The sequence below is a fragment of the Actinokineospora sp. NPDC051303 genome (assembly GCF_055586285.1).
Map to the genome: position 1 here is coordinate 151,481 of NZ_JBVJIN010000002.1, position 24,561 is coordinate 176,041.

Here is a 24,561-nt window from a genome sequence, read left to right on the forward strand (position 1 = left end):
TGACGTGCGTCGGAACCGTAGGGCCGAATATCAGGGCTAAGTCACTCATCCGGTTACACTCGACTGATCTGTCAGGACCCACGGAGCGATCATGACCAGCACTGGACAGCCGCCCGAAAGACAGGGCGCCCGCAGTCTCGACCCGCATCTGCGGCGCTACGCGGCGCGCGCGGAGGGCATGACGGCGTCCGAGGTGCGGGCACTGTTCGCGGTGGCCAGCAGGCCCGAAGTGGTGTCGCTGGCGGGCGGGATGCCCAACCTGGCCGCCCTGCCGTTGGACTCGTTGTCCGACCAGATCGCCTCGATCATCGCCGAGGACGGGCTCACCGCCCTGCAATACGGCTCCGCGCATGGCGTGCCACTGCTGCGTGAGCAGATTTGCGAGGTCATGGCGCTCGAAGGCGTGCACGGCCACCCCGACGACCTGGTGGTCACCGTCGGCTCGCAGATGGCCTTGGACCTTGTTACCCGCATCTTCTGCGACCCGGGCGACATCATCCTCGCCGAAGGCCCCTCCTACGTGGGCGCGCTGGGCACCTTCGCCTCCTACCAGGCCGACGTCCGGCACGTCGCCATGGACGACGAGGGCCTGATCCCCGACGCGCTCCGGGCCGCTTTGGCCGCGGCCGAACGGGCGGGTAGGCGCGTCAAGTTCCTGTACACGATTCCGAACTTCAACAACCCGGCCGGGGTGACGCTCGCGGTGGCGCGGCGGGCCGAGGTGATCGAGATCTGCGCCCGGCACGACGTGCTGATCATCGAGGACAACCCGTACGGGCTGCTCGGCTTCGACGGTCAGATCTACCCGGCGCTGCGTTCGATGGACGCCGACAACGTCATCTACCTTGGCTCGTTCTCCAAGACCTTCGCCTCTGGGCTGCGGGTGGGCTGGGCGCTCGCGCCGCACGCCGTGCGCGAGAAGCTGGTCCTGGCCGCCGAGTCGGCCGCGCTGTGCGCGCCAACGCTCAACCAGATGGTCGTCTCCCGCTACCTGGCCACGCACGACTGGAAAGGCCAGATCAAGTCGTTCCAGACGATGTACCGGGAGCGCCGCGACGCGCTGCTCACCGGCCTGGAACAGCACATGCCCGCAGGCTGCACATGGACCAAGCCCGACGGCGGGTTCTTCGTGTGGATGACCGTGCCCGAGGGCGTCGACACCAAGGCCATGCAGCCCCGCGCGGTGACGGCGCGGGTCGCGTACGTGCCGGGCACCGGGTTCTACGCCGACGGGTTCGGCAGCAGGCAGATGCGGCTGTCGTTCTGCTATCCGCCGCCGGAGCGGATCTCCGAGGGCGTGCGCAGGCTCGCGGGCGTGCTGGCCCAGGAGATCGAGCTGCTCAACACCTTCGGCCCGACGACGAGCCGTTCCCTGACCGGTCCGCAGACGCCCACGCCGGACACCGCCTGATCGTCGGCGGTGTAGCGTCAGGACCCGCTTTCAGCTCCACTGTGGACTCACCTGAGGAGACACCTGTGTCCGACCGCTGCGTCGCCGTGCTCGCCGGAGGTCTCTCGCACGAGCGGGACGTCTCGCTGCGGTCCGGGCGGCGGCTGTCCGCTGCCCTGCGCTCGGTCGGGGTCACCGTCGAGGAGTGGGACGCCGACGCGAGCCTGCTGCCCCGGTTGCGCGAGCAGCGGCCGGACGCGGTGGTCATCGCGCTGCACGGCGGCGAGGGTGAGAACGGCTCCATCCAGACGATCCTCGAACTGCTCGGCATCCCGTACGTCGGCGCGGACGCCGACGCGTGCCGCCGGGCGTGGGACAAGCCGAGCGCGAAGGCCGAGTTGGCGCGGGCGGGCCTGCTCACGCCGGACTGGGTCGTCCTGCCGCACCGGACGTTCCGCGAACTCGGCGCGCGCCCGGTGCTCGACGCCATGGTCGAGCGGCTGGGGCTGCCGCTGATGCTCAAGCCGGACCAGGGCGGCTCCGCGCTCGGCGCGCAGGTCGTGCGCGCCGCGGCCGACCTGCCGACCGCGATGGTCGGCTGCCTCGCCTACAGCGACACGGTGCTGGCCGAGCGGTTCGTCGACGGCATCGAGGTTGCGGTCACTGTCATCGAGGGCCCTGATGGTCCGGCGGCGCTGCCCGCGGTGGAGATCGCCGCCGAGACCGGCGTCTACGACTACACCGCCCGCTACACCGCCGGGCTCACCACGTTCCACACGCCCGCCCGGCTCGACGCGGAGACCGCCGCGAAGGTGGCCGATGTCGCGGTGTCGGCGCACTGGCTGCTCGGGCTGCGCGATGTTTCGCGCACCGACGCGATCGTGGGCGCCGACGGCGAGGTTCACTTCCTGGAGGTGAACTTGTCGCCGGGGCTGACCGAGACCTCGCTCGTGCCGATGGCGATCGAGGCGGCCGGTCGGTCGTTGGGCGCGATCTACGCGGGGCTGGTCGACCGGGCGATTGCCCGCGCCAAGCCCGCACTCTGAGTGAGTTTGAGTCGACGCAGAGCCATCGTCACCGTGACGTAAGTAGCCGGTATGGTTCCATGCGGAAATCTCATGTCCGATTTGTCCCGTTGTCGGACATCATCTCGACAATGCGCTCCAGGTCGTCCACCGACCCGAACTCGACCACGATCCGGCCTTTCCGCTTGCCGAGTTCGACCTTCACCCGGGTGTCGAACTTGTCCGACAGCCGCTCGGCCACCCCTTGCAGCCCCGGCGCCTGCATCGGCTTGCGCGGCGCGGCCTTCGGCTTGGCCGGGGGAGCGCCCTTGGCGAGCGTGACCGCTTCCTCGGTCGCCCGCACCGACAACCCCTCGGCGACGATCCGGGTCGCCAACTCCTCCTGCGCGCCCGGGTCGTCCAACCCCAGCAGCGCCCGCGCGTGCCCAGCGGACAGCACCCCGGCCGCGACCCGGCGCTGCACCGGCAGCGGCAGCCGAAGCAGCCGGATGGTGTTGGTGATGACCGGCCGACTCCGCCCGATCCGGCCCGCCAGCTCCTCGTGCGTCACCGAGAACTCGTCCAGCAACTGCTGATACGCCGCCGCCTCTTCCAGCGGGTTGAGCTGGACCCGGTGGATGTTCTCCAGCAGCGCGTCGCGCAGCATCGCGTCGTCGGCGGTCTGCCGGACGATGGCCGGGATACGGTCCAGGCCCGCGCGCTGCGACGCCCGCAGCCGCCGCTCGCCCATGACCAACTCGTAAGTCTCCGGCCCCAGCTCGCGCACCACGATCGGCTGCATGAGCCCGAACTCGCGGATCGAGTGCTCCAGCTCGGTCAGCGCGTCCTCGTCGAACACCTGCCGCGGCTGCTTCGGGTTCGCCGTGATCGACGCGGTCGGGACCTCGCGGTAGACCGCGCCCGCGACCGTGCCCGAGTGCTCGGCTTCGGGCGCGGGCTTGCTGTCCCCGTTGCGCGCCGCCGGGGGAGCGGGCAGGGTCAGCCCGCCCGCCGGGGCGCCGGTCGCCGGTCCCTGGGGGATGAGGGCGGCGAGCCCCCGGCCCAGTCCGCCCTTGCGTCCAGCCGGTCCTGTGGCACTCATCGCGGCGCCTCCGCTCCTCGCTCGGCAACTTCACGGGCGGCGTCCAGGTAGCTCATGGCGCCGCGGGAACCCGGGTCGTACGCGAGCACGGTCTGTCCGTAGCCGGGGGCCTCGGACACCTTGACGCTGCGCGGGATGACGGTCGTGAGCACGGTCTGGCCGAAGTGGTGGCGCACCTCGTTGGTGACCTGGTCGGCCAGCTTGGTGCGGCCGTCGTACATGGTCAGCAGAATCGTGGACACGACCAGCGAGCGATTCAGGTGGCCCTGCACCAACTCGATGTTGCGCAGGAGCTGGCTCAGCCCCTCCAGCGCGTAGTACTCGCACTGGATCGGGATCAGCACCTCCTGCGCGGCGACCATCGCGTTGACCGTGAGCAGGCCGAGCGAGGGCGGGCAGTCGATGAAAACGTAGTCCGGGTTCAGCTCGTCCAGCGCCTGGTCGGACAGCGCCTCCTTGAGCCGCGACTCCCGCGACGCCATCGACACGAGTTCGATCTCGGCGCCCGCGAGGTCGATGGTGGCGGGCACGCAGTACAGGTTGCCGGACTGGTCGCTGACCTGAGCCGCGTCCGCGACGGTCACCTCACCCAGCAGCACCTCGTACACCGAGGGCGTCCCAGAGCGGTGGTCAACGCCGAGCGCGGTGCTGGCGTTGCCCTGCGGGTCGAGGTCGATGACCAGCACGCGCAGGCCGTGCATCGCCAACCCGGCGGCGAGGTTGACCGTGGAGGTTGTCTTGCCGACGCCGCCCTTCTGGTTGGCAACGGTGATCACGCGGCGGCGAACGGGACGGGGGAACATGCGGTCCGGGTGCTTGAGCCGGGTAGCCCGAGCGGCTTCCTCGGCGATCGGCGTCCAACCGGAGACGGCGGCGGGAGAGGGCTGGTTCACCGGTCCGCGCACCTGCCCGTCCCGGTCCAGTCGGCCACGAAAGCCGTCGGTTTCACGTGGAACATCCTCGCTCCGTTCTCAGCCTCGATGTGCATCCTGATCCTTCCTTGTCCGCGCGGACCGGTCACGCCCGCCAGCGGACTTCACACGTTCAACCACCACAACCGTCGTCGGAACCCCCAGGACGGCGTCCCCGCAGCTTTCAACCCGCGGCGCGCCCCCGCCCAACCGGCCAATCGCCTGCCGGTCCCGTTCGATCTCCTCAGCGGCACTGGCCCCCTTGAGCGCGACCAGCACACCGCCCGTCCGCAACAGCGGCAGACACCAGCCACACAACTTCGCCAGGGGAGCGACCGCCCGGGCGGTGACCACATCGGCACCGGCCACCCGCGACCGAACAGACGGTTCTTCGGCCCGCCCCCGCAGGACCGTGACCGACGACAGAGCAAGAGTCTCCACGACCTCGTCCAACCACGCCACCCGCCGAGCCATCGGCTCGACCAACGTGATGGAAAGGTCCGGCCGCGCGATCGCCAACGGTATCCCCGGCAGCCCGGCCCCCGACCCCACATCGATCACCCGAACCCCGTCGCCCACCCGCTCACCGATAACGGCGGAGTTCAACACATGCCGCTCCCACAGCCGGTCGACCTCCCGAGGCCCAATCAACCCCCGCTCCACCCCATGCTCGGCCAGCATCCGAACGAACTCCTCAGCCTGACCCACCCGCTCCCCAAAGACGGCGCGCGCCGCCGAGGACAGATCAGCCCGATCAACGTTGGTCATACCGCCCGAACCCCATCCGATGTTCCACGTGAAACCGTGCGGGAGTGATTGTCGCTGATCCCCACCCGGGACCCGCTCACCCCATCACCGACACGCACAGACGTCACCCGCCCGACACCCAGCACCGGCTCCACTCGGGAAGAGGGTCGGGAACGGCGACCGGGGAGACGGGCACCGGAGCCGGGGTGTCGGAAGGCGGGTACCGGAAGGCAGGCAGGCCCCGAGGCAGCGGCGGCGGGGAATCGGAGGATGAGCCGGTGGGCGCGGGAAAGGCGGTGGGCACGGAGCAAGGGCGGGGGCTCGACGCGACCGAGTTCAGCCCGGTCGCGGGCGACGCGCGGCTGCAGTGACTGCCGGGTGCGGGGGAACGGGCGGGGCGCCGGGCCGGGGCGGGGCGGGGCGGGGCAGCCAGTCGGCTTGGCGGCTGGCGGCTGGCGAGGCAGGTGGCAAGCCAGCCGCCGAATCGCGGGCACGAGCCGCCTGCCGCCGAGAGGCGGAAGGCCGGGTGGTCCGAGAGCAGGTGGTAGGCCAGAAGGCGGTGGTCAGCAAAGCAGTAGGCCGCCAGGTAATGAGCAGCGGTGCGGAGTGCTGGGTGTGGGTCGCCCGGTGAGGCGGGCGACCCACACCCAGCCAGCTGAGTGGCGCTCGGCTGGCGTGGCCAGCCAGCCGAGCCGCTGGGATGCAGGCGACCGGGACGGCGGCGGCCGGGCGACCCGGAAGCCCGGGCGGCAGGGTGGCCGAAGGCCGGGAGGCCAGGAGGCCGGAAGCACGGGTGACCGGGCGGCCTGAGTGGGCCCGGTTGGCTGGCGGACGCATGGCGGGCGGGGGCGGGGGCGACGGGTGCCAGAGGCTGGCGGAGCCAGCCAGCCCGGTGGCTGGGATGCGGGCAACGGGGTTGGGACGGCCGGACCACGCGGGAAGCCCGGGTGGTCGGGAGGCCAAGCGGCCGGATACCCGGTGATCGGACGACCCGAGCGGACCCGGGTGGCTGGTGGCCACGCGGCGGGCGGGGGGGCGCGCGCCGCACGGCAGAGGCTGGCGTAGCCAGCCAGCCGGGTGGCTGGGATGCGGGCGACCAGGACGGTGGACGACCAAGCGACCCGGAAGCCCGGGTGGCCGGGCGGCCGGGCGGCCGGGTGACCCGAGCGGACCCGCATGGCTGGCGGCCACGCGGCCGGGCGGGGGCGCCGCGCGCCGCACGGCGCGCGGCAGAGGTTGGCGTAGCCAGCCAGCCGGGGAGCTGGGAGGCAGGCGACCAGGACGGTGGACGACCAAGCGACCCGGGGAGCCCGGGTGGCCGGGTGACCCGAGCGGACCCAGGTGGCTGGCGGCCACCCGGCGGGCGGCCGGGAGGCAGGCCGCCGGGTGGCAGAGGCTGGCGTAGCCAGCCAGCCAGGAAGCTGGGATGCGGGCGCCCAAGACGGCGGGCGCCCCGGGCGCCCCGGGAAGCCCGGGCGGCCGGGTGACCCGAGCGGGCCCGGGTGGCTGGCGGCCACCCGGCCACGCTGCCGCCCGGCAGGCGGCAGGGGCTGGCGTAGCCAGCCAGCCGGGGAGCTGGGATGCGTGCGACCGGGACAGCGGGCCGCCCGGGTGATCGGGCGGCGGGAGGCCACGCGGCCGGGCAGGCCGTCAGGCTGCGGGCGAGTGGTGGACCGTCAGGCGGAGGTCGACGGCCAGCCGCCAGCGGCCGGTGGTCGGTGGCCAGCGGTCGGTGTCCGGGAGGGCGAGCGACTGGGATGGCCGGGTGGCGACCGCGGGGGCTTGGCGGTCGGGTGATGGCCGCCAGGTAGCGGGGGCGAGGTGGCGGGGGCGGGTGCCGCCTTGCGGGGGCGAGCCTGGTGGGCCTTGCGAGTTCGGGTCTAGGTGGCCGGGGTGGTTTCTTGGCGGGCCGGGCACCTGAGGGTGGGAGCTGAGTCTTCTCTGTCCGAGCTCTGGCTGGCAGGGGATCTGGTCGCGGGGCGCGAGTGAATCGCATCGGTGCTGAGGCGTGGGGGAGTAGTGCGCGGCTTGGGGTGGGGCTTGGCGAGCTGTCGGGGCGGCTGGGGGGTGGCGGTGTTTCACGTGAAACGGGCGCATAAGAAGAGGCGCGGTCCGTTGCCTCCTGCGGACCGCGCCTCTTGTTGTTCTGGTGTTACTGGGGGAAGACCACCACGCGCCTGCGGGGGTCCTCGCCCTCGCTTTCGCTGTGGACGCCCTTGACCGCGGCGACGGCGTCGTGCACCACCTTGCGCTCGAAGGGGGTCATGGGCTGGAGGCGGATGCGCTCGCCGCTGGAGAGGACCTTCTGCGCGGTGGCGCGGCCGAGGTCGCGCAGCTCTTCCCTGCGGTCGGCGCGCCAGCCCGCGATGTCGAGCATCAGTCTGCTGCGGGTGCCGGTCTCCTGTTGGACCGCCAGGCGGGTCAGCTCCTGCAGCGCCTCCAGCACCGTGCCGCGCGGACCGACGAGCTTCTCCAGGTCCTCGCCGCCGTCGATGCTGACCACCGCGCGGCTGGCTTCGACGTCGAGGTCGATGTCGCCGTCGTAGTCGAGGATGTCGAGCAGCCGCTCCAGGTAGTCCCCGGCGATGTCGCCTTCCTGGACCAGCAGTTCCTCGGTCGAGCTCGGTGAACGCTCACCGTCCTCGGCCCGCGCGTCCTCGCTTTGCGCGTCGGTGGCCTTCTCGGACGCCTGCACCGTCTCCGGCACGGTATCTCCTCTCCAGGTCGAGCCACGCCTCAGCGGTTCTTGCGACCTGACTTCTTGCTACGGGATCGGTCTGAGATCAGACCGGGAATCTCGGTGCCCGATGTGCCGTTGGCCGCGGGCTTCTGCGGAGTGTCCTGCTTGGGCTCTGCCGTGGCGCCCGCGGCGGTGTCGCCGTCGGTCGGCTTGGCGGGCTGCGGACGCTTCTTGGACTGCGTCGGCCGCTGGCCCGGCTTGGGCGCGGTGGCGGTGCGCTTCTCGATGGCGGCGGCCTTCTGCGCGGCTTCCTCGGCGTCGATGCGCTTGTACACGAAGTGCTGCTGCCAGAGGGTCCAGCCGTTGTTGCTGAGCCAGTACACGATCAGGCCGATGGGGAAGAAGAAGCCACCGACGAGCACGCCGAGCGGGAACACGTACAGCGTCAGCTTGTTCATCATCGCGGTCTGCGGGGTGGCCGACGCCGGGTTCTGGCGGGCCACCGAGTGCCGCGCGGTGAGGTGCGTCAGCGCGCTCGCCGCGATCATCAGCGGCACCGCGACGGCGATGACCGAGCCGCGGGAGACGTCGAAGTTGGCGAGTTCGACCGCGGGCTGGGTGATCCAGTTGCCCAGGCGGGCGCCGAAGAGGTTGGCCGCGTTGTAGGAGGAGACGCCGCTCTCGTCGAAGAAGTAGTTCTCGGTCTTGCCCGGCTTGAACTCGCGCAGCACGTGGAACAGACCGATGAACACCGGGATCTGCAGGAGCATCGGCAGGCAGCCGCCCAGCGGGCTGACGCCGTGCTGCGCCTGGAGCTTCTGCATCTCCTGGGCGAGCTTCTGCTTGTCGTTGGCGTACTTCTTCTGCAGCTTCTTGATCTCCGGCGCGAACTCCTGCATCTTCCGCATGGAGCGCACCTGCTTGACCATGGGCTTGAACATGATCGCGCGCAGCGTGAAGACCAGGAACACGATGCCAAGCGCCCACGAGATCGCGCTGGTCTCGCCGAACACGTGGCCGAAGACCCAGTGCCAACACCACAGGATGAAGGACACCGGGTAGTAGATGAAATCGAGCACTGACTACTCCTCGGCAGCTGTCGGGTCAGCCGGGCTGGTCGTCCCGGACGCGTTCTCGGTTTTCCTGCGCGGCACGGGATCGAGCCCGCCAGGATGCCAGGGGCCGCAGCGGAGCAGGCGGCGCAGTGCGAGCCAGGAGCCGCGCAGCGCGCCGTGCACCGTGAGTGCCTCGACCGCGTACGCGCTACAACTGGGGTAGAACCGGCAGGCTGGCGGGAGCGCTGGCGAGATCCACCGGCGGTAGACCCGCACGGGGATCAGCAGGACACGCGCGATCGGCCCGGGGCGCGCCTGGTCAGCCGCGCGGTCTCGCACCGCGGTTGCCTTGGTCACGCTTCACCGCCACTGTCATCCGCTTCGGCGACCAGGCGCAGCCTGCGGATCGCGGAGTCGAAGTCCTGGCCGAGTTCGGCGCTGGTCGCCGTGGCTGCCCTCGGCAGCGCCCGCACGACCAACGCGCTGCCCGGCGGCAGAGTTCCGAGCCGGTCGGCCGCGATGTGCCGCAGCCGCCGGGCGACGCGGTGCCGGACGACCGCGTTGCCCACTGCCTTACTCACGACGAAACCGACCCTCGGCGTGGCGCGGGTCCGCACCGCCGACGGGTCGGCTTCGGAAGGCGCCGCCTCGGTCCCCGCCGTCACGGCGTGCACCACCAGCCTCGGGCGACCGGCGCGGCGACCGCTCCTGGTCACCATCCGGAAGTCCGCGCTGCTGGTCAGCCGGGCGGCCGCGGGGAGCACGGCGGCTGGCTGGGGTCAGGCCGACAGCTTGTCGCGGCCCCGGCGGCGGCGCGCGGCGACGATCGCGCGACCGGCGCGGGTGCGCATCCGCAGACGGAAGCCGTGGGTCTTGGCCCGGCGACGATTGTTCGGCTGGAAGGTGCGCTTGCTCACGGCTTCGTTCTCCCGGTACTTGAGGTCGAGCAGGTCTGGCGCTCCCTGCCGGACAGCGGCCAAGGCGGCTTCCGCGCGACAGCCATCGAGGAAACCTTGATGGGCACGCGGAACACGCCTTCCGCAAGCGGGAGACCTTATGAGGGTACGCACCTGCTCGGCCGGGTTCAAAACGGGGGTCGGCGGGGCCGCCTACCAGCGCGTCTTGTGAGTTGCCGGGGACCATTGTTACCGTGCGGCTCTTGGTTGGCCGCCCCGGGGAATGGGAGCCCTGCCGCGCCGACGTCGCCGAGCCACTGAGTACCTTGAACCCCCCGGACGGGTTTCGCTGCGGTTCGCCGTACCTTCGTGCACAGTTGTGGACAACCCTGTGGATGCCTGTGTGGACGGCACCCGCGAGCCGGGACAGCTTTACCGAGAACGAGGGGAGGGGAACGCGGCCGATGTCCGAGCACCAGATGAATCTCGGTGTGGTCTGGGAGCAGGTCGTTCGGGAGCTCTCAGCCGGGACCCTGTCCCCGTCCCAGCGCGCGTGGATGCGGATGACCAGGCCCATCGGCCTGCTCGACGGCACCGCGCTGCTGTCCGCCCCAAGCGACTTCGCCAAAGAGGCCATCGAGCGCGCGCTGCGTGAGCCGATCACCGCGGCGCTGTCCCGCAGGCTCGGCCGGGTCGTGTCCCTCGCGGTCAAGGTCGACGCCGCGCCCACCCCGGCGCCGAAGGCCCCGCCGATCGTGGCGCCGCCAGCCGCCGCCGCGGACGGCGACACGTTGACCATCCCGGCGATGGAGATCCAGGCCGCCATGGAGCTGCCCGCCCACCCCGCGTCGGGCCAGCCGCCGGTGCTGCCCGAAGCGCCCGGCCAGTACGTGGGCGACACCGAGGACGACGGCGAAGAGGTGGACGAGGAAGGCGACGCGCTCGCCACCGTCCACGAGATCTGGCCGACCTTCACCGGGCAGCCGCAGACGAGCGGGCAGCCGTTCACCGCGCCCGCCCAGCCGCAGACCTCCAAGACCCGGCTGAACGAGAAGTACACGTTCGACACCTTCGTCATCGGCGCGTCCAACCGGTTCGCCCACGCCGCGTCGGTCGCCGTGGCCGAGGCGCCCGCGCGGGCGTACAACCCGCTGTTCATCTGGGGCGAGTCCGGTCTGGGCAAGACGCACCTGCTCCACGCGGTCGGCCACTACGCGCAGCGCCTGTTTCCGGGGATGCGCGTGCGGTACGTCTCGACCGAGGAGTTCACCAACGACTTCATCAACTCGCTGCGCGACGACCGGAAGGTGGCGTTTCAGCGCCGCTACCGCGACATCGACGTGCTGCTGGTCGACGACATCCAGTTCTTGGAGGGCAAGGAAGGCACCCAGGAGGAGTTCTTCCACACCTTCAACACGCTGCACAACGCGAACAAGCAGATCGTGGTGTCCTCCGACCGGCCGCCCAAGCGGCTGGAGACGCTGGAGGACCGGCTGCGGACCCGGTTCGAGTGGGGTCTGATCACCGACATCCAGCCGCCCGAGCTGGAGACGCGCATCGCGATCCTGCGCAAGAAGGCCGCGCAGGATCGGCTGGCCGCGCCCGCGGAGGTGCTGGAGTTCATCGCCGCGCGGGTCGAGGCGAACATCCGGGAGCTGGAGGGCGCGCTCATCCGCGTCACGGCGTTCGCCTCGCTCAACCGCCAGCCGGTTGACGTGAGCCTCGCCGAGATCGTTTTACGCGATCTCATCCCGGACTCGCACGCCCCGGAGATCAGCGTGGCGACGATCATGGCCGTCACCGCTGAGTTCTTCGGCGTCTCGATCGATGACCTGTGTGGCCCCGGCAAGACGAAAGCGCTTGCCCAGGCGCGGCAGATCTCGATGTACCTCTGCCGGGAGCTGACCGACCTGTCGCTGCCGAAGATCGGCCAGACCTTCGGCGGCCGCGACCACACCACGGTCATGCACGCGGACAAGAAGATCCGCAAGGAGATGGCCGAGCGCAGGCGCATCTACGACCAGGTGCAGGAGCTGACCTCCCGCATCAAGCAGCGCGCCCGCGCCTGACCCACCGCGATCGGCCCCCGGGGCACAGCCATGCCCGGTGATGGTCGGCGCACCTTCTTATTGCGGCCGTGGACGGCCGTCCCCACCCCCAGAAAACTCGCGCGCGCCCGCGTTCCGGTGACCGGTCGCCCGCGGGCCTGGCGCTGTGCCAGCAGCGCGCCCGCGCCGAGCGGCCACCGCTAGTCATCGGGCCGGCGCGCAGCGCCAAGGACTGACACACTGCTCCCGACGGCCCGCGCGCCCGCGTGTTCTCACCCCGCCGCCCTGGCCGAGTCGCACCTTTTATTGCCGCCGTGGACAGCGCTCCCCAGCCGCAGAAAAGTTCCGGCCCCCGCGTGCCCGGCCGATCTCCCCGCACCGGCCCTCCGCGCGGCCGCCGCCGGGCCGCCCGAGTCCCGCCCGCGCCCGCCGATCGCACCTTTTTCCGGGCTGTGGACGGCCGCTCCACACCCGGAAAAACCTTGCTGGGGCAGGAATCCTGGTGGTCTGCGTCACCGATACGGGGGACTTCGCCTGTGCACAACCCTGTGGGCGGCGGTCGCCGCGCCTGTGGGCGAACCGGCCCACATCTGGGGATGGGGCTGTGGACAACTTGGGCCGTCTGTGGACACCGCACCTGTGGGCAAATGTTGTCCACATTTGGCAAACTCTGTCCACCGGTGTTGTCCCAAGGGAGTCCACAGGCTTAAGACCAGGTTGACCTGCGCAAACAACGGTTATCCACACTATCCACAGGACTTACTATCACTACTGTCTTTTTCTCTCTTCGAGAGAAATAAAAAATCTAGAAATAAGCGATTCCGGAATCTGGGGACAGCTCGGTCGAGGCCCCCGGCGAGCGCCGCCCGGGATGACGGCGGGCTGGCACACGCTCTACGGTTGGGCCCTACAGCGTGGACAGCTCGACGGATCCACCTCGCACGATCGGTGCGGGTGGCCGGTCGAGCCTGAAAGGACTCCCATGAAGATCCGCGTCGAGCGCGACGGCCTCGCCGACGCCGTCGCCTGGGTCGCGCGCAGCCTCCCGTCCCGGCCTCCTGTCCCCGTCCTCGGCGGGGTTCTCCTCGACGCCGGGTCAGCAGACGGCTCGGACGGGCTGACCGTCTCCGGTTTCGACTACGAGGTGTCGGCCACGGTCGGGGTCCCGGCCACGGTCGCCGACGGCGGTCGGACCCTGGTCTCGGGCAGGCTGCTCGCCGACATCACCAAGTCGCTGCCCGCCCAGCCCGTGGAGATCTCCGTCGACGGCTCCCGGGTGGCGATCGCCTGTGGCAACGCGAAGTTCAGCCTGCCGACCATGCCGGTGGACGACTACCCGGCGCTGCCCGCGATGCCGCAGCACGCCGGTGAGCTCGCTGGCGAGGTCTTCGGCTTGGCCGTCAGCCAGGTCGCGGTCGCCGCGGGCAAGGACGACACCCTGCCCATGCTGACCGGTGTCCGGGTCGAGATCGCGGGCGACAAGCTGACCCTCGTGGCCACCGACCGCTTCCGGCTCGCCATGCGCGAGTTCGAGTGGAAGCCGTCCGGCGACGTGGACGACGCCGCGGTCCTGGTCCCGGCCCGCACCCTCGCCGAGGCGGCGAAGGCGCTGGGCAGCTCCGGGCGCACGGTCGAGCTCGCGCTCTCACCCGGCGACGGACTGCTGGGCCTGTCCGGCTCCGGGCGGCGCACCACCAGCCGGTTGCTCGACGCGGAGTTCCCGCGCTACCGCCAGCTGCTGCCCTCCGAGCAGACCTCCAGCGCGGTCATCGGCGTCGGCCCGCTGGTCGAGGCGATCAAGCGCGTGTCCCTGGTCGCCGAGCGGGGTACCCAGGTGCGGCTGGAGTTCGCCGATGGCGGCCTGCGGCTGTCCGCGGGCGGCGACGACGAGGGGAGCGCGGAGGAGGAGCTGCCGGTCGAGTTCACCGGCGACCCGGTGACCATCGCGTTCAACCCGGGCTACCTGCAGGACGGGTTGGCCGCGCTGCACTGCGACCGCGCCGAGCTGTCGTTCACCACGCCCAACCGCCCCGCGCTGATCAAGCCGGTCGGCGAGGACGGCGAGGTCACCCCCGGCTACCTCTACCTGCTCATGCCGGTCCGCCTCCCCGGCTGACCGACACACCCGACGGAGAGGAAAACCAACAGTGCAGCTCGGACTCGTCGGCCTGGGCAAGATGGGCTTCAACATGCGCGAGCGGTTGCGCGCAGCGGGCCTCGAAGTGGTCGGCTACGACCGCAACCCCGAGGTCAGCGACAGCGCCTCGCTCGCCGACCTGGTCGACAAACTCGACGCGCCGCGGATCGTCTGGGTGATGGTCCCCGCGGGCGAGGCGACGCTGAACACCGTCGCCGACCTCGCGGGCCTGCTCGCCGAGGGCGACCTGGTCATCGACGGCGGCAACTCCCGCTACACCGACGACAAAATCAACTCGGAGCTGCTCGCCCGGACCGGCGTCGGCTACCTCGACTGCGGCGTGTCCGGCGGCGTGTGGGGCCGGGAGAACGGCTACGGCCTGATGGTCGGCGGCGACGCCGAGCTGGTCGAGCGCGCCATGCCGGTCTTCGACGCGCTGCGGCCGGAAGGCCCGCGCGAAGAAGGGTTCGCGCACGCGGGCAAGGTCGGCGCGGGCCACTACGCGAAAATGGTCCACAACGGCATCGAGTACGGCCTGATGCAGGCCTACGCCGAGGGCTACGAGCTGCTCGACGCCGCGGACGAGGTCACCGACGTGCCCGCCGTGCTCAAGGCGTGGACCCGCGGCACCGTCGTGCGGTCCTGGCTGCTCGACCTGCTGGTCAAGGCGCTGGACGAGGACCCCGGCCTGGCCGAGCTGAGCGGCTACGTCGAGGACTCCGGCGAGGGCAGGTGGACCGTCGAGGAGGCGATCCGGCACTCGGTGCCCGCGCCGGTGATCTCCGCGGCGCTGTTCGCCCGGTTCGCCTCCCGGCAGGAGGACTCGCCCGCGATGAAGGCCGTGGCGGCGCTGCGCAACCAGTTCGGCGGGCACGCGGTGCACAAGGCTGGCCCCACCTCCGGGTCCGGCGAAGTGAAGTAGTGCGCGTTCGGCACTTACAGGTGGCCGACTTCCGCTCGTGGGAGCAGGCCGACCTGGAGCTGGAACCTGGCCCGTCGGTGCTGGTGGGCGCCAACGGCCAGGGCAAGACGAACCTGGTCGAGGCGATCGGGTACGTGGCGACTCTCGGGTCGCACCGGGTCGCCTCCGACCAGCCGCTGGTGCGGCACGGGTGCGCGCGCGCGATCATCCGGACGGCCGTGGTCAACGACGACCGCGAGCTGACCGTCGAACTGGAGATCACCCCGGGCAAGGCGAACCGGGCCAGGATCAACCGCGGTCCGGCGCCTCGGACGCGGGACGTGCTGGGGATCTTGCGCACGGTGCTGTTCGCACCGGAGGACTTGGCCCTCGTGCGAGGCGACCCCGGCGAGCGGCGGCGGTTCCTGGACGACCTGCTGGTGCTGCGCGCCCCCCGGTACGCCGGGGTGCGCGCCGACTACGACCGGGTGCTGCGGCAGCGGAACGCGCTGCTCAAAAGCTCGGCGGCGAACCGGCGGGCGCGCCGCGTCGACGCGGACGCGCTGGCCACCCTGGACGTGTGGGACGGGCACCTCGCCGCGCATGGAGCCGAACTGCTCGCCGCGCGGCTGGACCTGGTGGCCGACCTCGCGCCCCGGGTCGCCGCCGCCTACGCCGGGGTGGCCCCGGAGTCGCGGCCCGCGCGGGTGGCGTACCGGTCGAAGATCGAGGACACGCTGCCCGACGGCTACGGCCAACCGGGCGGCGAGCGCGCGGACAAGGAAGTGGTCGCCGACGCGCTGCTCGCGCAGATGGCGCTGCGGCGCACCGCGGAGCTCGACCGCGGGGTCAGCCTGGTCGGGCCGCAGCGCGACGAGCTCGACCTGGTGCTCGGTGATGCCCCCGCGAAGGGGTACGCCAGCCACGGCGAGTCGTGGTCGTTCGCGCTGGCGCTGCGGCTGGCCTCCTACGATCTGCTCAAGGACGAGGGCAGCGAGCCGGTGCTGATCCTCGATGACGTGTTCGCCGAGTTGGACCGGCGCAGGCGGGAGCGGCTCGCCGAGGTCGCGCTCGGCGCCGAGCAGGTGCTGGTGACCGCGGCGGTGGCCGAAGACGTGCCCGGCGAGCTGGCCGGGGTCCGTTACACCGTGTCGGACGGGGAGGTGCGACGTGTCGGATGACGACCTGTTCGGGGGTGCGTTGGCGCCCGACAGCCAACGACAGAGCGTGACTGACAGCGCTGTGATTCGCTCCACATCTGGGGATAACCCTGTGGATAGTGTGGATAACCCGGTCACTGGGCGGCCGTCAGCGCCCCTCGAACCGGGGATAACCGGTATTCAGTCCACACCCCAGGGTGGAAAACCCGAAGATCCGTTTTCGGCCGCGACCGAGAGTGACGACTCCGCGCGGCAGGCCCCCCGGGGCTCAGATCTTGCCAGAGCCGCTTTGGCGGCCGCGAGGCAGGCTGCCAAGAGCAAGCAGAAGGGCCGGTCTGTTCCACGTGGAACAGACCCCGGAGCCCGGCGGCGGCGCCGGTGGTCGGGCGCGGGGGCCGACGACCGCGACCCGCAGCCGCTGGGCAGGCTCGCCTCCCGCATCGCGGTCGAGCGGGGCTGGCAGGACCAGCTCGCGGGCGGCCAGGTCTTCGCCCGCTGGGCCGCGCTGGTCGGCGCGGAACTGGCCCTGCACGCCAAGCCGGTCGCCCTCTCCGACGGCGAGCTCACCGTCTCGGCCGAGTCCACCGCGTGGGCGACCCAGCTTCGCCTGCTCCAGCGCGAACTCCTGATCAAGATCGCCCGGGGCGTCGGCCCCGACGTGGTCCGGAAACTGAAAATCCACGGCCCCTCCACGCCCAGCTGGCGCTACGGCCCGCGGCACATCCCAGGCCGAGGACCACGGGACACCTACGGCTGACCCTCCCGGCTTGAGATCCCCGCACCGGAGTCCCGACCCGCGCCCCTTCGCAACCGACGCTCTGTGAGCGAACCAGGGGTGTCCTTGACCCGGTTCTGGCGGACCGCACCAGTACTATGTGGGGAGGTGTGTGTCCGGGCCTGCCCGCTGGGTGCCCGCACACCGCCGTCGCAGTCGATCCGACGCACGAGGAGACACCGGGCACGTGGTAGCTGACAAGCAGGAGAACGCGTACGGCGCCGGTTCCATCGGGGTTCTCAAGGGCCTTGAGGCGGTGCGGCTCCGTCCGGGCATGTACATCGGCTCCACCGGTGAACGCGGCCTGCACCACCTGATCTGGGAGGTGGTCGACAACTCCGTCGACGAGGCGATGGCGGGTCACGCGACCAAGGTCGAGGTCACGCTCCTGGCCGACGGCGGCGTCCGCGTCGTGGACGATGGCCGCGGCATCCCGGTCGAAGAGCACCCGGAGGAGAAGCGGTCCGCGCTGGAGGTCGTCATGACCGTCCTGCACGCGGGCGGCAAGTTCGACAGCGACAGCTACGCGGTCTCCGGCGGTCTGCACGGCGTCGGCATCTCGGTCGTCAACGCGCTGTCCACGGCGCTGGAAGCCGAGGTCAAGCGCGACGGCTACGTGTGGAACCAGCGCTACGAGGACTCCAAGCCGGTCACTCCGGTCCAGCGCGGCGCGGCGACCCGCGAAATGGGCACGTCCATCACCTTCTGGGCCGACCCGAGCATCTTCGAGACGACCACCTACAACGCCGAGACGGTCGCCCGCCGCCTGCAGGAGATGGCGTTCCTCAACAAGGGCCTGACGATCGTGCTGCGCGACGAGCGCGTCTCCGAGGAGGAGAGCGAGGCCGACGTCAGCGGCCAGGCGGCCCGGGTCAAGGAGCGCACCTACCACTACCCGGGCGGGCTTGAGGACTTCGTCAAGCACATCAACCACACCCGCGAGCCCATCCACCGCAAGGTCATCGCCTTCGAGGCCAAGGGCAAGGGCATCGAGGTCGAGGTCGCGATGCAGTGGAACACCGGCTACAGCGAGTCGGTCTACACCTTCGCCAACACGATCAACACCCCCGAGGGCGGCACCCACGAAGAGGGCTTCCGCGCCGCGCTGACCCGGGTGGTCAACGTCTACGCGCGCGACAAGAAGCTGCTCAAGGAGAAGGACGCGAACCTCAGCGGCGACGACGTCCGCGAGGGCCTCGCCGCGATCGTGTCCATCAAGCTCGCCGAGCCGCAGTTCGAGGGCCAGACCAAGCAGAAGCTCGGCAACACCGAGGCCAAGACGTTCGTGCAGACCACCTGCAACGAGTGGCTGGCCGACTGGTTCGAGCGCAACCCGGCCGACGCGAAGACGATCGTCACCAAGGCGGTCGGCTCGGCGCAGGCGCGGCTGGCCGCCCGCAAGGCGCGCGAACTGGTCCGGCGCAAGGGCGCCCTCGACATCGGCGGCCTGCCCGGCAAGCTCAAGGACTGCCGCTCGACCAACCCCGAGGAGTGCGAGCTCTACATCGTGGAGGGCGACTCGGCGGGCGGCTCGGCCAAGGAAGGCCGCGAGTCCCGCTTCCAGGCGATCCTCCCGATCCGCGGCAAAATCATCAACGTGGAGAAGGCCCGGATCGACCGGGTGCTCAAGAACACCGAGGTCCAGAGCCTGATCACGGCGCTGGGCACCGGCATCCAGGAAGACTTCGACGTCACCAAGCTGCGCTACCACAAGCTCGTCCTGATGGCCGACGCCGACGTCGACGGCAAGCACATCACGACGCTGCTGCTCACCCTGCTGTTCCGCTTCATGCGCGGCCTGATCGAGCAGGGCCACGTCTACCTCGCCCAGCCCCCCCTCTACAAGATCAAGTGGCAGCGCGCCGACCCGGAGTACGCCTACTCCGACCGCGAACGCGACGGCATGCTCGAAGCGGGCATCGCGGCGGGCAAGAAGGTCAACAAAGAGGACGGCATCCAGCGCTACAAGGGCCTCGGCGAGATGAACGCCGACGAGCTCTGGGAGACCACCATGGACCCGGCCAACCGCGTCCTGCGCCAGGTCACCCTCGACGACGCCGCCCAGGCCGACGAACTGTTCAGCGTCCTGATGGGCGAGGACGTCGAAGCCCGCCGCTCCTTCATCATCCGCAACGCCAAGGACGTCCGGTTCCTCGACGTCTGATCGGCCCCGCGCGCCCACTGTTTGGAAGGAACATCCGGTCGTGACCGAAACCCTGCCGCCCGGCGACCGCATCGAACCCGCTGACATTCAGCAGGAGATGCAGAACTCCTACATCGACTACGCGATGAGCGTGATCGTCAGCCGCGCGCTCCCCGACGTCCGCGACGGCCTCAAGCCCGTCCACCGCCGGGTCCTGTACTCGATGTTCGACACCGGCCTGCGCCCCGACCGCAGCTACGTCAAGTGCTCCCGCGTCGTCGGCGACGTCATGGGCAACTACCACCCCCACGGCGACAGCTCCATCTACGACACCCTCGTGCGCCTCGCCCAGCCGTGGTCCATGCGCTACCCCCTGGTCGACGGCCAGGGCAACTTCGGCTCCCCGGGCAACGATCCGGCAGCCGCGATGCGTTACACCGAGGCCCGGCTGATGCCGCTGGCCATGGAGATGCTGCGCGACATCAACGAAGACACCGTCGACTTCGTCCCGAACTACGACGGGAAGACGGAGGAACCGCGCGTTCTTCCAACGCGGATTCCGAACCTGCTGGTCAACGGTGGTAGCGGTATCGCGGTCGGGATGGCGACCAATATTCCGCCGCACAACCTGCGGGAAGTCGCCGACGGGGTGGTGTGGGCGCTGGAGAACTGGGAGGCGTCCGACGACGAGACCCTGGCCGCGCTGATGACGCGGATCAAGGGGCCGGACTTTCCGACCAACGCGCTCATCCTCGGCACCCAGGGCATCGAGGAGGCGTACCGGACCGGGCGCGGCTCGGTGCGGATGCGGTCGGTCGTGGAGGTTGAGGAAGACGCCAAGGGGCGGACGATCCTGGTGGTCACCGAGTTGCCCTATCAGGTGAACCCGGACAACCTGATCGAGAACATGGCGCAGCTGGTCCGTGACGGGAAGCTGACCGGCATCTCCGAGATCGCCGACGAGTCGAACAAGCGCAGCGGCATGCGCATCGTCATCGGGCTCAAGCGCGACGCGGTGGCCAAGGTCGTGCTGAACAACCTGTACAAGCACACCCAGCTCCAGCACAACTTCGGCGTCAACATGCTGGCCCTGGTCGACGGGGTGCCGCGCACGCTGCGGCTCGACCAGATCATCCGGCATTACGTGAAGCACCAGGTCGAGGTCATCGTCCGGCGCACCCGCTACCGGCTGCGCAAGGCCGAGGAACGCGCCCACATCCTGCGCGGCTACGCCAAGGCCCTTGACGCGCTGGACGAGGTCATCGCGCTGATCCGCCGCTCTCCCAACGCCGACGAGGCGAAGGTCGGCCTGATCGAACTGCTCGACGTGGACGAGATTCAGGCCACCGCGATCCTGGAGTTGCAGCTGCGCCGCCTCGCCGCCCTGGAGCGGCAGCGGATCATCGATGAGCTGGCTGAGATCGAGCGCTACATCGCCGAGTTGCAGGCCATCCTGGACAGCCCGGAGCGGCAGCGGGAGATCATCCGCGACGAGCTGTTGGAGATCGTCGACAAGCACGGCGACGACCGGCGCACCCGGATCATCCCGTTCGACGGCGAGGTCTCCGTCGAGGACCTGATCGCCGTCGAGGACGTCGTCGTCACCATCACCCGCACGGGTTACGCGAAGCGCACCAAGACCGACCTGTACCGCGCGCAGAAACGCGGCGGCAAGGGCGTGCAGGGCGCCGCGCTCAAACAGGACGACATCGTGGCGCACTTCTTCGTGTGCTCCACCCACGACTGGATGTTGTTCTTCACCAACAAGGGCCGCGTCTACCGCGCCAAGGCCTACGAGCTGCCGGAGGCCAACCGCAACGCCCGCGGCCAGCACGTGGCGAACCTGCTCGCGTTCCAGCCCGACGAGCACATCGCCCAGGTCATCCAGATCAAGGACTACGCCGCGGCGCCGTACCTGGTGCTCGCCACCCGCGACGGCCTGGTCAAGAAGTCCCGGCTCATCGACTTCGACAGCAACCGCGCGGGCGGCCTCATCGGCATCAACCTGCGCGAGGACGACGAACTCGTCGGCGCGGTCCTCTGCTCAGCCGACGACGACCTGCTCCTGGTGTCCGCGGGCGGCCAGTCCATCCGCTTCCACGCCAGCGACGAGGCGCTGCGCCCGATGGGCCGCGCCACCTCCGGCGTCCTGGGCATGCGCTTCAACGCCGGTGACGAGCTGCTGACCCTCGGCGTGGTCAAAGAGGGCACGTTCGTGTTGGTCGCCACCGACGGCGGGTACGCCAAGCGCACCCCCATCGAGGACTACTCGGTGCAGGGCCGCGGCGGCAAAGGCGTGCTCACCATCCAGCACGACACCAGGCGTGGCAGGCTGGTGGGCGCGGTCATCGTCGAGCTGGAGGACGAGCTGTACGCGATCACCTCATCGGGTGGGGTCATCAGGACCACCGCCAAAGAGGTGCGCAAAGCGGGACGGCAGACCAAGGGTGTCCGTTTGATGAACCTGGGCGAAGGGACCACCCTGGTAGCCATCGCCCGGAGTGCGGAGGGGCCAGCCGAAGTGGCCGAGGTCGTGGAAGCGACCGACGCCGCCGAAGCCCCCGCGGCCGAGCCGACCGAGTAACACCGAACGCGCAGACGTAGGGAATCCGCTCGTGACACCACCCGAGAAGCCGGACACCGCCGGACCAGAGCCCGAGCACACGTCGGAGCGGACTTCGGTCATCGCCACCAGCGGCAAGCTCGACCCGCCCGGCCAAGAGCCGCAACCCAAGAACGACAACGACGACACCCCGGAAGACGCCACCGCCGAAAGTGACACCACGCCACCACCGTGGCAACGCGTCGCCGCCGACACCGAAGCCGCCGACCCCGCGGCGACCCGGCAGAAGCAACCGGACGCCGACACCACCCAGTCGATCCCCACCGCGGGCAACGGATTCGAGCCAGCGGCCTACCGGCCCGTGGACGAGACCACCGTCTCCGTCGAACGACCGGTCGTGACCGGCACCGCGGCAGGCCGCGTCTTCGGCGAACACACCCCGCCACGGGCTGCGGTCAACCTCGACAGCGGCGGCCTGCGCGCGGGCACCCAGAACCCGCCCAGCGCCCGCCGCCCCGGCCGCGGCCCCCGCCGCGCCAACCTGCAGATCCGCCGCTTCGACCCCTGGTCGGTGCTGAAACTGTCCCTCGTCCTCGGCGTCGCCCTGTTCTTCGTGTGGCTCGTCGCCGTCGGCGCCCTCTACGCCGTCCTCGACGGCATGGGCGTCTGGGACAAACTCAACGGCATCTCCAGCGAACTGCTGAACACCACCGACGGCACCGCCACCGGCCCCCTGATCAGCGCTGGCCGCGTGTTCGGTATCGCCGCCATCATCGGCGCCATCAACATCGTGCTGTTCAGCGCCCTGGCCACCGTCGGCGCCTTCGTCTACAACGTCTCCGCCGACCTCGCGGGCGGCCTGGAGGTCACCCTCGCCGAACGCGAGTAGGGGGGCCGATTTGGGAACGCGGCACGGCCTACGGTAACCTCTTGTCGCGTTCCACAAGGGCCTATAGCTCAGGCGGTTAGAGCACTTCGCTGATAACGAAGGGGTCGGAGGTTCAAGTCCTCCTAGGCCCACGGCCTCGGCCGACCCATGCTCGCGGAAAGCGCGAGCCGGGTCGGCCGTTGTTGTATCTGGGGGGCGACCCCCCAGACCCCCACGGTGCGGTCGGTGCTGAACCAGCGGGGCTCGCGCTTCGCGCATCGGGGTGAGTGCTGGTGGGGTGAGTGGCGGTGGTTCCTGTTTGCTTCCCCTCGTCCTGCTTGCTTCGCTCGCGCTCCTCGCGCTCGGTCTTGGGTCCTCGCTGCTTACCGGGGGTTCTCCTGCCCTCGCTCGCGCCTGTGCTCTTCCTCGGTCGTTCCTGTGCTTCATTGCTCCCTTGCTTGCTCGCTCCGCTTCTTCCTGCGGCTCCGGGCTCCTCTTCCCCTCGCTTGTCCGGTTCCTCTTCGTTCGCTCCTTCGCTCTCTTGCTGAGTCGCGCCGTCTGTTGCGCTTCCTCGCTTCCTCGCTCTCAGCTCCCTCCCTCCCTCCGCTTGCTTGTTGCCTTCTGCTGGTCTGGGTGGGCGGGGGTGAGGGGTGGGGGGTGTGGCAGACTGGTGGGGTCATTGGGTTGGTAGTGCCTTAAGGAGGCATGGACGTGAAGAAGCTGCTCGCGCTTGCCGTGGTCGCTGGTGGCGTCCTTCTGGTCGTGCGCCGGAAGAGTTCGGCGAAGGCGGAGGCGGCTTTGTGGCGTGAGGCCACCGCCCCTGCCGCCAACAACGGGGTCAAGAAGGCTTGATTGAGTGGTCGGCGCGGCCTCGGTGGTCGCGTCGGGCTAGGGGACGTAGCTCAATTGGCAGAGCACTGCCTTTGCAAGGCAGGGGTTAGGGGTTCGATTCCCCTCGTCTCCACCAGGTCTCGTGTGGGTGGCAGGAGTTTATCGCCGCCTGGGTGGGTGTTGGGGGCTCCACTAGCATGGGCGCATGTCGGTGGACAGCGTGGAGCGTCGGTACGACGTTTGTCTTTCCTTTGCTGGTGAGCAGCGGGCTTACGTGGAACGGGTGGCGGCCGCGCTGAAAGCGCGGGACGTGCGGGTTTTCTACGACACGTACGAGCAGGCCGACCTGTGGGGCGTGGACCTGTTCGAGCACCTGGACAAGGTTTATGGGAGCTGGTCTCACTATTGTGTCCTGTTCGCTTCGCGGGAGTATGCGGAGAAGGTGTGGACCAGCCACGAGCGCAAGAGCGCGCAGGCTCGGGCTATTAAGACCAAAGGCGACTACATTCTCCCGGCCCGGTTTGACCGGACGGAGATTCCTGGGCTTCGGGACACCCTGGGGTATATCGACCTCGATGGGGTGGAGCCGGAGAGGTTGGCGGAGCTGGTGGTCGCCAAGCTGTGTGGTGCGGGGATTCCGGTGGGGCGGCAAGAGGCCGCTGACATTGGGCCGCGGCTTGTTCAGACGCCGCGGAATCGGGGGGAGATCGAGAGGCTTGTCGCTGGTCGGCCTGAGTACTGGGAGTACCTGCTCTTCGGGGGTGAGGTGCTGGTGGCCAGGCAGGACATGCACGCGAAGCTGATGGACCACGAGATGAGGTTCGCCACCCGCGGCGCTTCGCTGCACTCGCGTGACGAGGCGGAGGAGCGGCTGCGGATGCTCATGGCGGAGCCGGTCGCGATCCTGGAAAACCTCATGAGGGTGTTCGACGAGCGGGTGCAGCGGCTCATTTTCGGGCAGCCGGGGGAAGCGGGGGACGTCAACAAGATTCGGCACGCCGCTGGGCGGTTTGTGCAGATTTTTGAGGAATTGGTGGACTGGACCCTGGTCACCCGGGGGATACGGGCTCCCGACGAGTTCGGGGATGTTTTTCAGAAGGCGGCCGCGGTGGCGGACCAGCCCATCGAGCAGATCAATTCCTTTGTGGACACCTTTGTCAGCCAGATAGACCGGATTCCGGAGTTGGTGGAGGCGGGTCAGGCGGACGGGCTGCGAGTGACGGTGCCATTCGAGATCACCTTCGATCCGGTGGTCATCGCCGAGTTGGAGGCCGAGATCGAGCGGGTGTTCAAGCGGCTTTCCGACTGACCAGGTGGGGGTTTTCCCTACCTGAGGTTGGGGGCTAGGCG

The 24,561-nt window shown here is 69.9% G+C and carries 20 protein-coding genes and 2 tRNA genes; 14 read left to right on the forward strand and 8 right to left on the reverse strand.

The annotated features are described in order from the left end of the window. Positions 1–91: 91 nt before the first annotated feature. Together ACZ6SD_RS02435 and ACZ6SD_RS02440 are read left to right on the forward strand one after the other, a co-directional pair. Positions 92–1,411, forward strand: a complete 1,320-nt coding sequence (locus ACZ6SD_RS02435; RefSeq protein WP_465315090.1) for an aminotransferase-like domain-containing protein — start codon at positions 92–94, stop codon at positions 1,409–1,411. A gap of 65 nt (positions 1,412–1,476) precedes the next feature. Further along, positions 1,477–2,436 (forward strand): D-alanine--D-alanine ligase family protein, encoded by a 960-nt coding sequence (locus ACZ6SD_RS02440; RefSeq protein ID WP_465315091.1) that lies wholly within the window; start codon positions 1,477–1,479, stop codon positions 2,434–2,436. Positions 2,437–2,506: 70 nt separating this feature from the next. Here the strand turns inward: ACZ6SD_RS02440 and ACZ6SD_RS02445 are convergent, their stop codons facing one another. The 8 genes from ACZ6SD_RS02445 to rpmH form a co-directional block, all read right to left on the reverse strand. Then, complete coding sequence (locus tag ACZ6SD_RS02445; RefSeq protein ID WP_465315092.1) at positions 2,507–3,496, reverse strand: ParB/RepB/Spo0J family partition protein; 990 nt, start codon at positions 3,494–3,496, stop codon at positions 2,507–2,509. Continuing rightward, on the reverse strand, positions 3,493–4,389 hold the full coding sequence (locus tag ACZ6SD_RS02450) for a ParA family protein (protein ID WP_465315093.1): 897 nt from the start codon (positions 4,387–4,389) through the stop codon (positions 3,493–3,495). Before ACZ6SD_RS02450 ends, ACZ6SD_RS02445 begins: the two co-directional genes overlap by 4 nt. Positions 4,390–4,467: 78 nt before the next feature. Then, a complete protein-coding gene (rsmG, locus tag ACZ6SD_RS02455) occupies positions 4,468–5,175 on the reverse strand; it encodes a 16S rRNA (guanine(527)-N(7))-methyltransferase RsmG (protein ID WP_465315094.1) in 708 nt (235 codons plus the stop codon). Between the two features lie 2,131 nt (positions 5,176–7,306). After that, the gene (locus tag ACZ6SD_RS02460; RefSeq protein WP_465315095.1) at positions 7,307–7,861 is read right to left on the reverse strand and encodes a Jag family protein; all 555 of its coding nucleotides are present in this window, start codon (positions 7,859–7,861) and stop codon (positions 7,307–7,309) included. 29 nt (positions 7,862–7,890) lie between these two features. After that, a complete protein-coding gene (gene yidC / locus ACZ6SD_RS02465) occupies positions 7,891–8,913 on the reverse strand; it encodes a membrane protein insertase YidC (protein WP_465315096.1) in 1,023 nt (340 codons plus the stop codon). Between the two features lie 3 nt (positions 8,914–8,916). Beyond that, the gene (gene yidD / locus ACZ6SD_RS02470; RefSeq protein ID WP_465315244.1) at positions 8,917–9,228 is read right to left on the reverse strand and encodes a membrane protein insertion efficiency factor YidD; all 312 of its coding nucleotides are present in this window, start codon (positions 9,226–9,228) and stop codon (positions 8,917–8,919) included. Positions 9,229–9,242: 14 nt separating this feature from the next. Beyond that, complete coding sequence (rnpA, locus tag ACZ6SD_RS02475; RefSeq protein ID WP_465315097.1) at positions 9,243–9,653, reverse strand: ribonuclease P protein component; 411 nt, start codon at positions 9,651–9,653, stop codon at positions 9,243–9,245. Positions 9,654–9,668: 15 nt separating this feature from the next. Then, on the reverse strand, positions 9,669–9,806 hold the full coding sequence (gene rpmH, locus ACZ6SD_RS02480) for a 50S ribosomal protein L34 (RefSeq protein WP_035289814.1): 138 nt from the start codon (positions 9,804–9,806) through the stop codon (positions 9,669–9,671). Between the two features lie 443 nt (positions 9,807–10,249). Here rpmH and dnaA point away from each other — a divergent pair, with 443 nt between their 5' ends. The 12 genes from dnaA to ACZ6SD_RS02540 all read left to right on the forward strand — a co-directional run bounded on the left by dnaA (position 10,250) and on the right by ACZ6SD_RS02540 (position 24,520). Continuing rightward, positions 10,250–11,854 (forward strand): chromosomal replication initiator protein DnaA, encoded by a 1,605-nt coding sequence (gene dnaA / locus ACZ6SD_RS02485; protein WP_465315098.1) that lies wholly within the window; start codon positions 10,250–10,252, stop codon positions 11,852–11,854. Positions 11,855–12,815: 961 nt separating this feature from the next. Continuing rightward, on the forward strand, positions 12,816–13,949 hold the full coding sequence (dnaN, locus tag ACZ6SD_RS02490; RefSeq protein WP_465315099.1) for a DNA polymerase III subunit beta: 1,134 nt from the start codon (positions 12,816–12,818) through the stop codon (positions 13,947–13,949). A 31-nt stretch (positions 13,950–13,980) separates the two neighbouring features. After that, positions 13,981–14,892, forward strand: a complete 912-nt coding sequence (gene gnd, locus ACZ6SD_RS02495) for a phosphogluconate dehydrogenase (NAD(+)-dependent, decarboxylating) (RefSeq protein ID WP_465315100.1) — start codon at positions 13,981–13,983, stop codon at positions 14,890–14,892. Beyond that, positions 14,892–16,052, forward strand: a complete 1,161-nt coding sequence (gene recF / locus ACZ6SD_RS02500) for a DNA replication/repair protein RecF (RefSeq protein ID WP_465315101.1) — start codon at positions 14,892–14,894, stop codon at positions 16,050–16,052. Before gnd ends, recF begins: the two co-directional genes overlap by 1 nt. A gap of 268 nt (positions 16,053–16,320) precedes the next feature. Beyond that, the gene (locus ACZ6SD_RS02505; RefSeq protein ID WP_465315102.1) at positions 16,321–16,788 is read left to right on the forward strand and encodes a DciA family protein; all 468 of its coding nucleotides are present in this window, start codon (positions 16,321–16,323) and stop codon (positions 16,786–16,788) included. Between the two features lie 205 nt (positions 16,789–16,993). Next, positions 16,994–18,970: a DNA topoisomerase (ATP-hydrolyzing) subunit B gene (gene gyrB / locus ACZ6SD_RS02510; RefSeq protein ID WP_465315103.1), complete on the forward strand. Its 1,977-nt coding sequence runs from the start codon at positions 16,994–16,996 to the stop codon at positions 18,968–18,970. A 40-nt stretch (positions 18,971–19,010) separates the two neighbouring features. Beyond that, on the forward strand, positions 19,011–21,533 hold the full coding sequence (gene gyrA, locus ACZ6SD_RS02515) for a DNA gyrase subunit A (RefSeq protein ID WP_465315104.1): 2,523 nt from the start codon (positions 19,011–19,013) through the stop codon (positions 21,531–21,533). A gap of 31 nt (positions 21,534–21,564) precedes the next feature. Beyond that, positions 21,565–22,401, forward strand: a complete 837-nt coding sequence (locus tag ACZ6SD_RS02520) for a DUF3566 domain-containing protein (protein ID WP_465315105.1) — start codon at positions 21,565–21,567, stop codon at positions 22,399–22,401. A 57-nt stretch (positions 22,402–22,458) separates the two neighbouring features. Next, a tRNA-Ile gene (locus tag ACZ6SD_RS02525) sits at positions 22,459–22,532 on the forward strand. Positions 22,533–23,091: 559 nt separating this feature from the next. Beyond that, positions 23,092–23,232, forward strand: a complete 141-nt coding sequence (locus ACZ6SD_RS02530) for a DLW-39 family protein (RefSeq protein WP_465315245.1) — start codon at positions 23,092–23,094, stop codon at positions 23,230–23,232. A 39-nt stretch (positions 23,233–23,271) separates the two neighbouring features. Further along, positions 23,272–23,347 (forward strand) — tRNA-Ala (locus ACZ6SD_RS02535). A 69-nt stretch (positions 23,348–23,416) separates the two neighbouring features. Continuing rightward, the gene (locus tag ACZ6SD_RS02540) at positions 23,417–24,520 is read left to right on the forward strand and encodes a toll/interleukin-1 receptor domain-containing protein (protein WP_465315106.1); all 1,104 of its coding nucleotides are present in this window, start codon (positions 23,417–23,419) and stop codon (positions 24,518–24,520) included. Positions 24,521–24,561 lie beyond the last annotated feature (41 nt).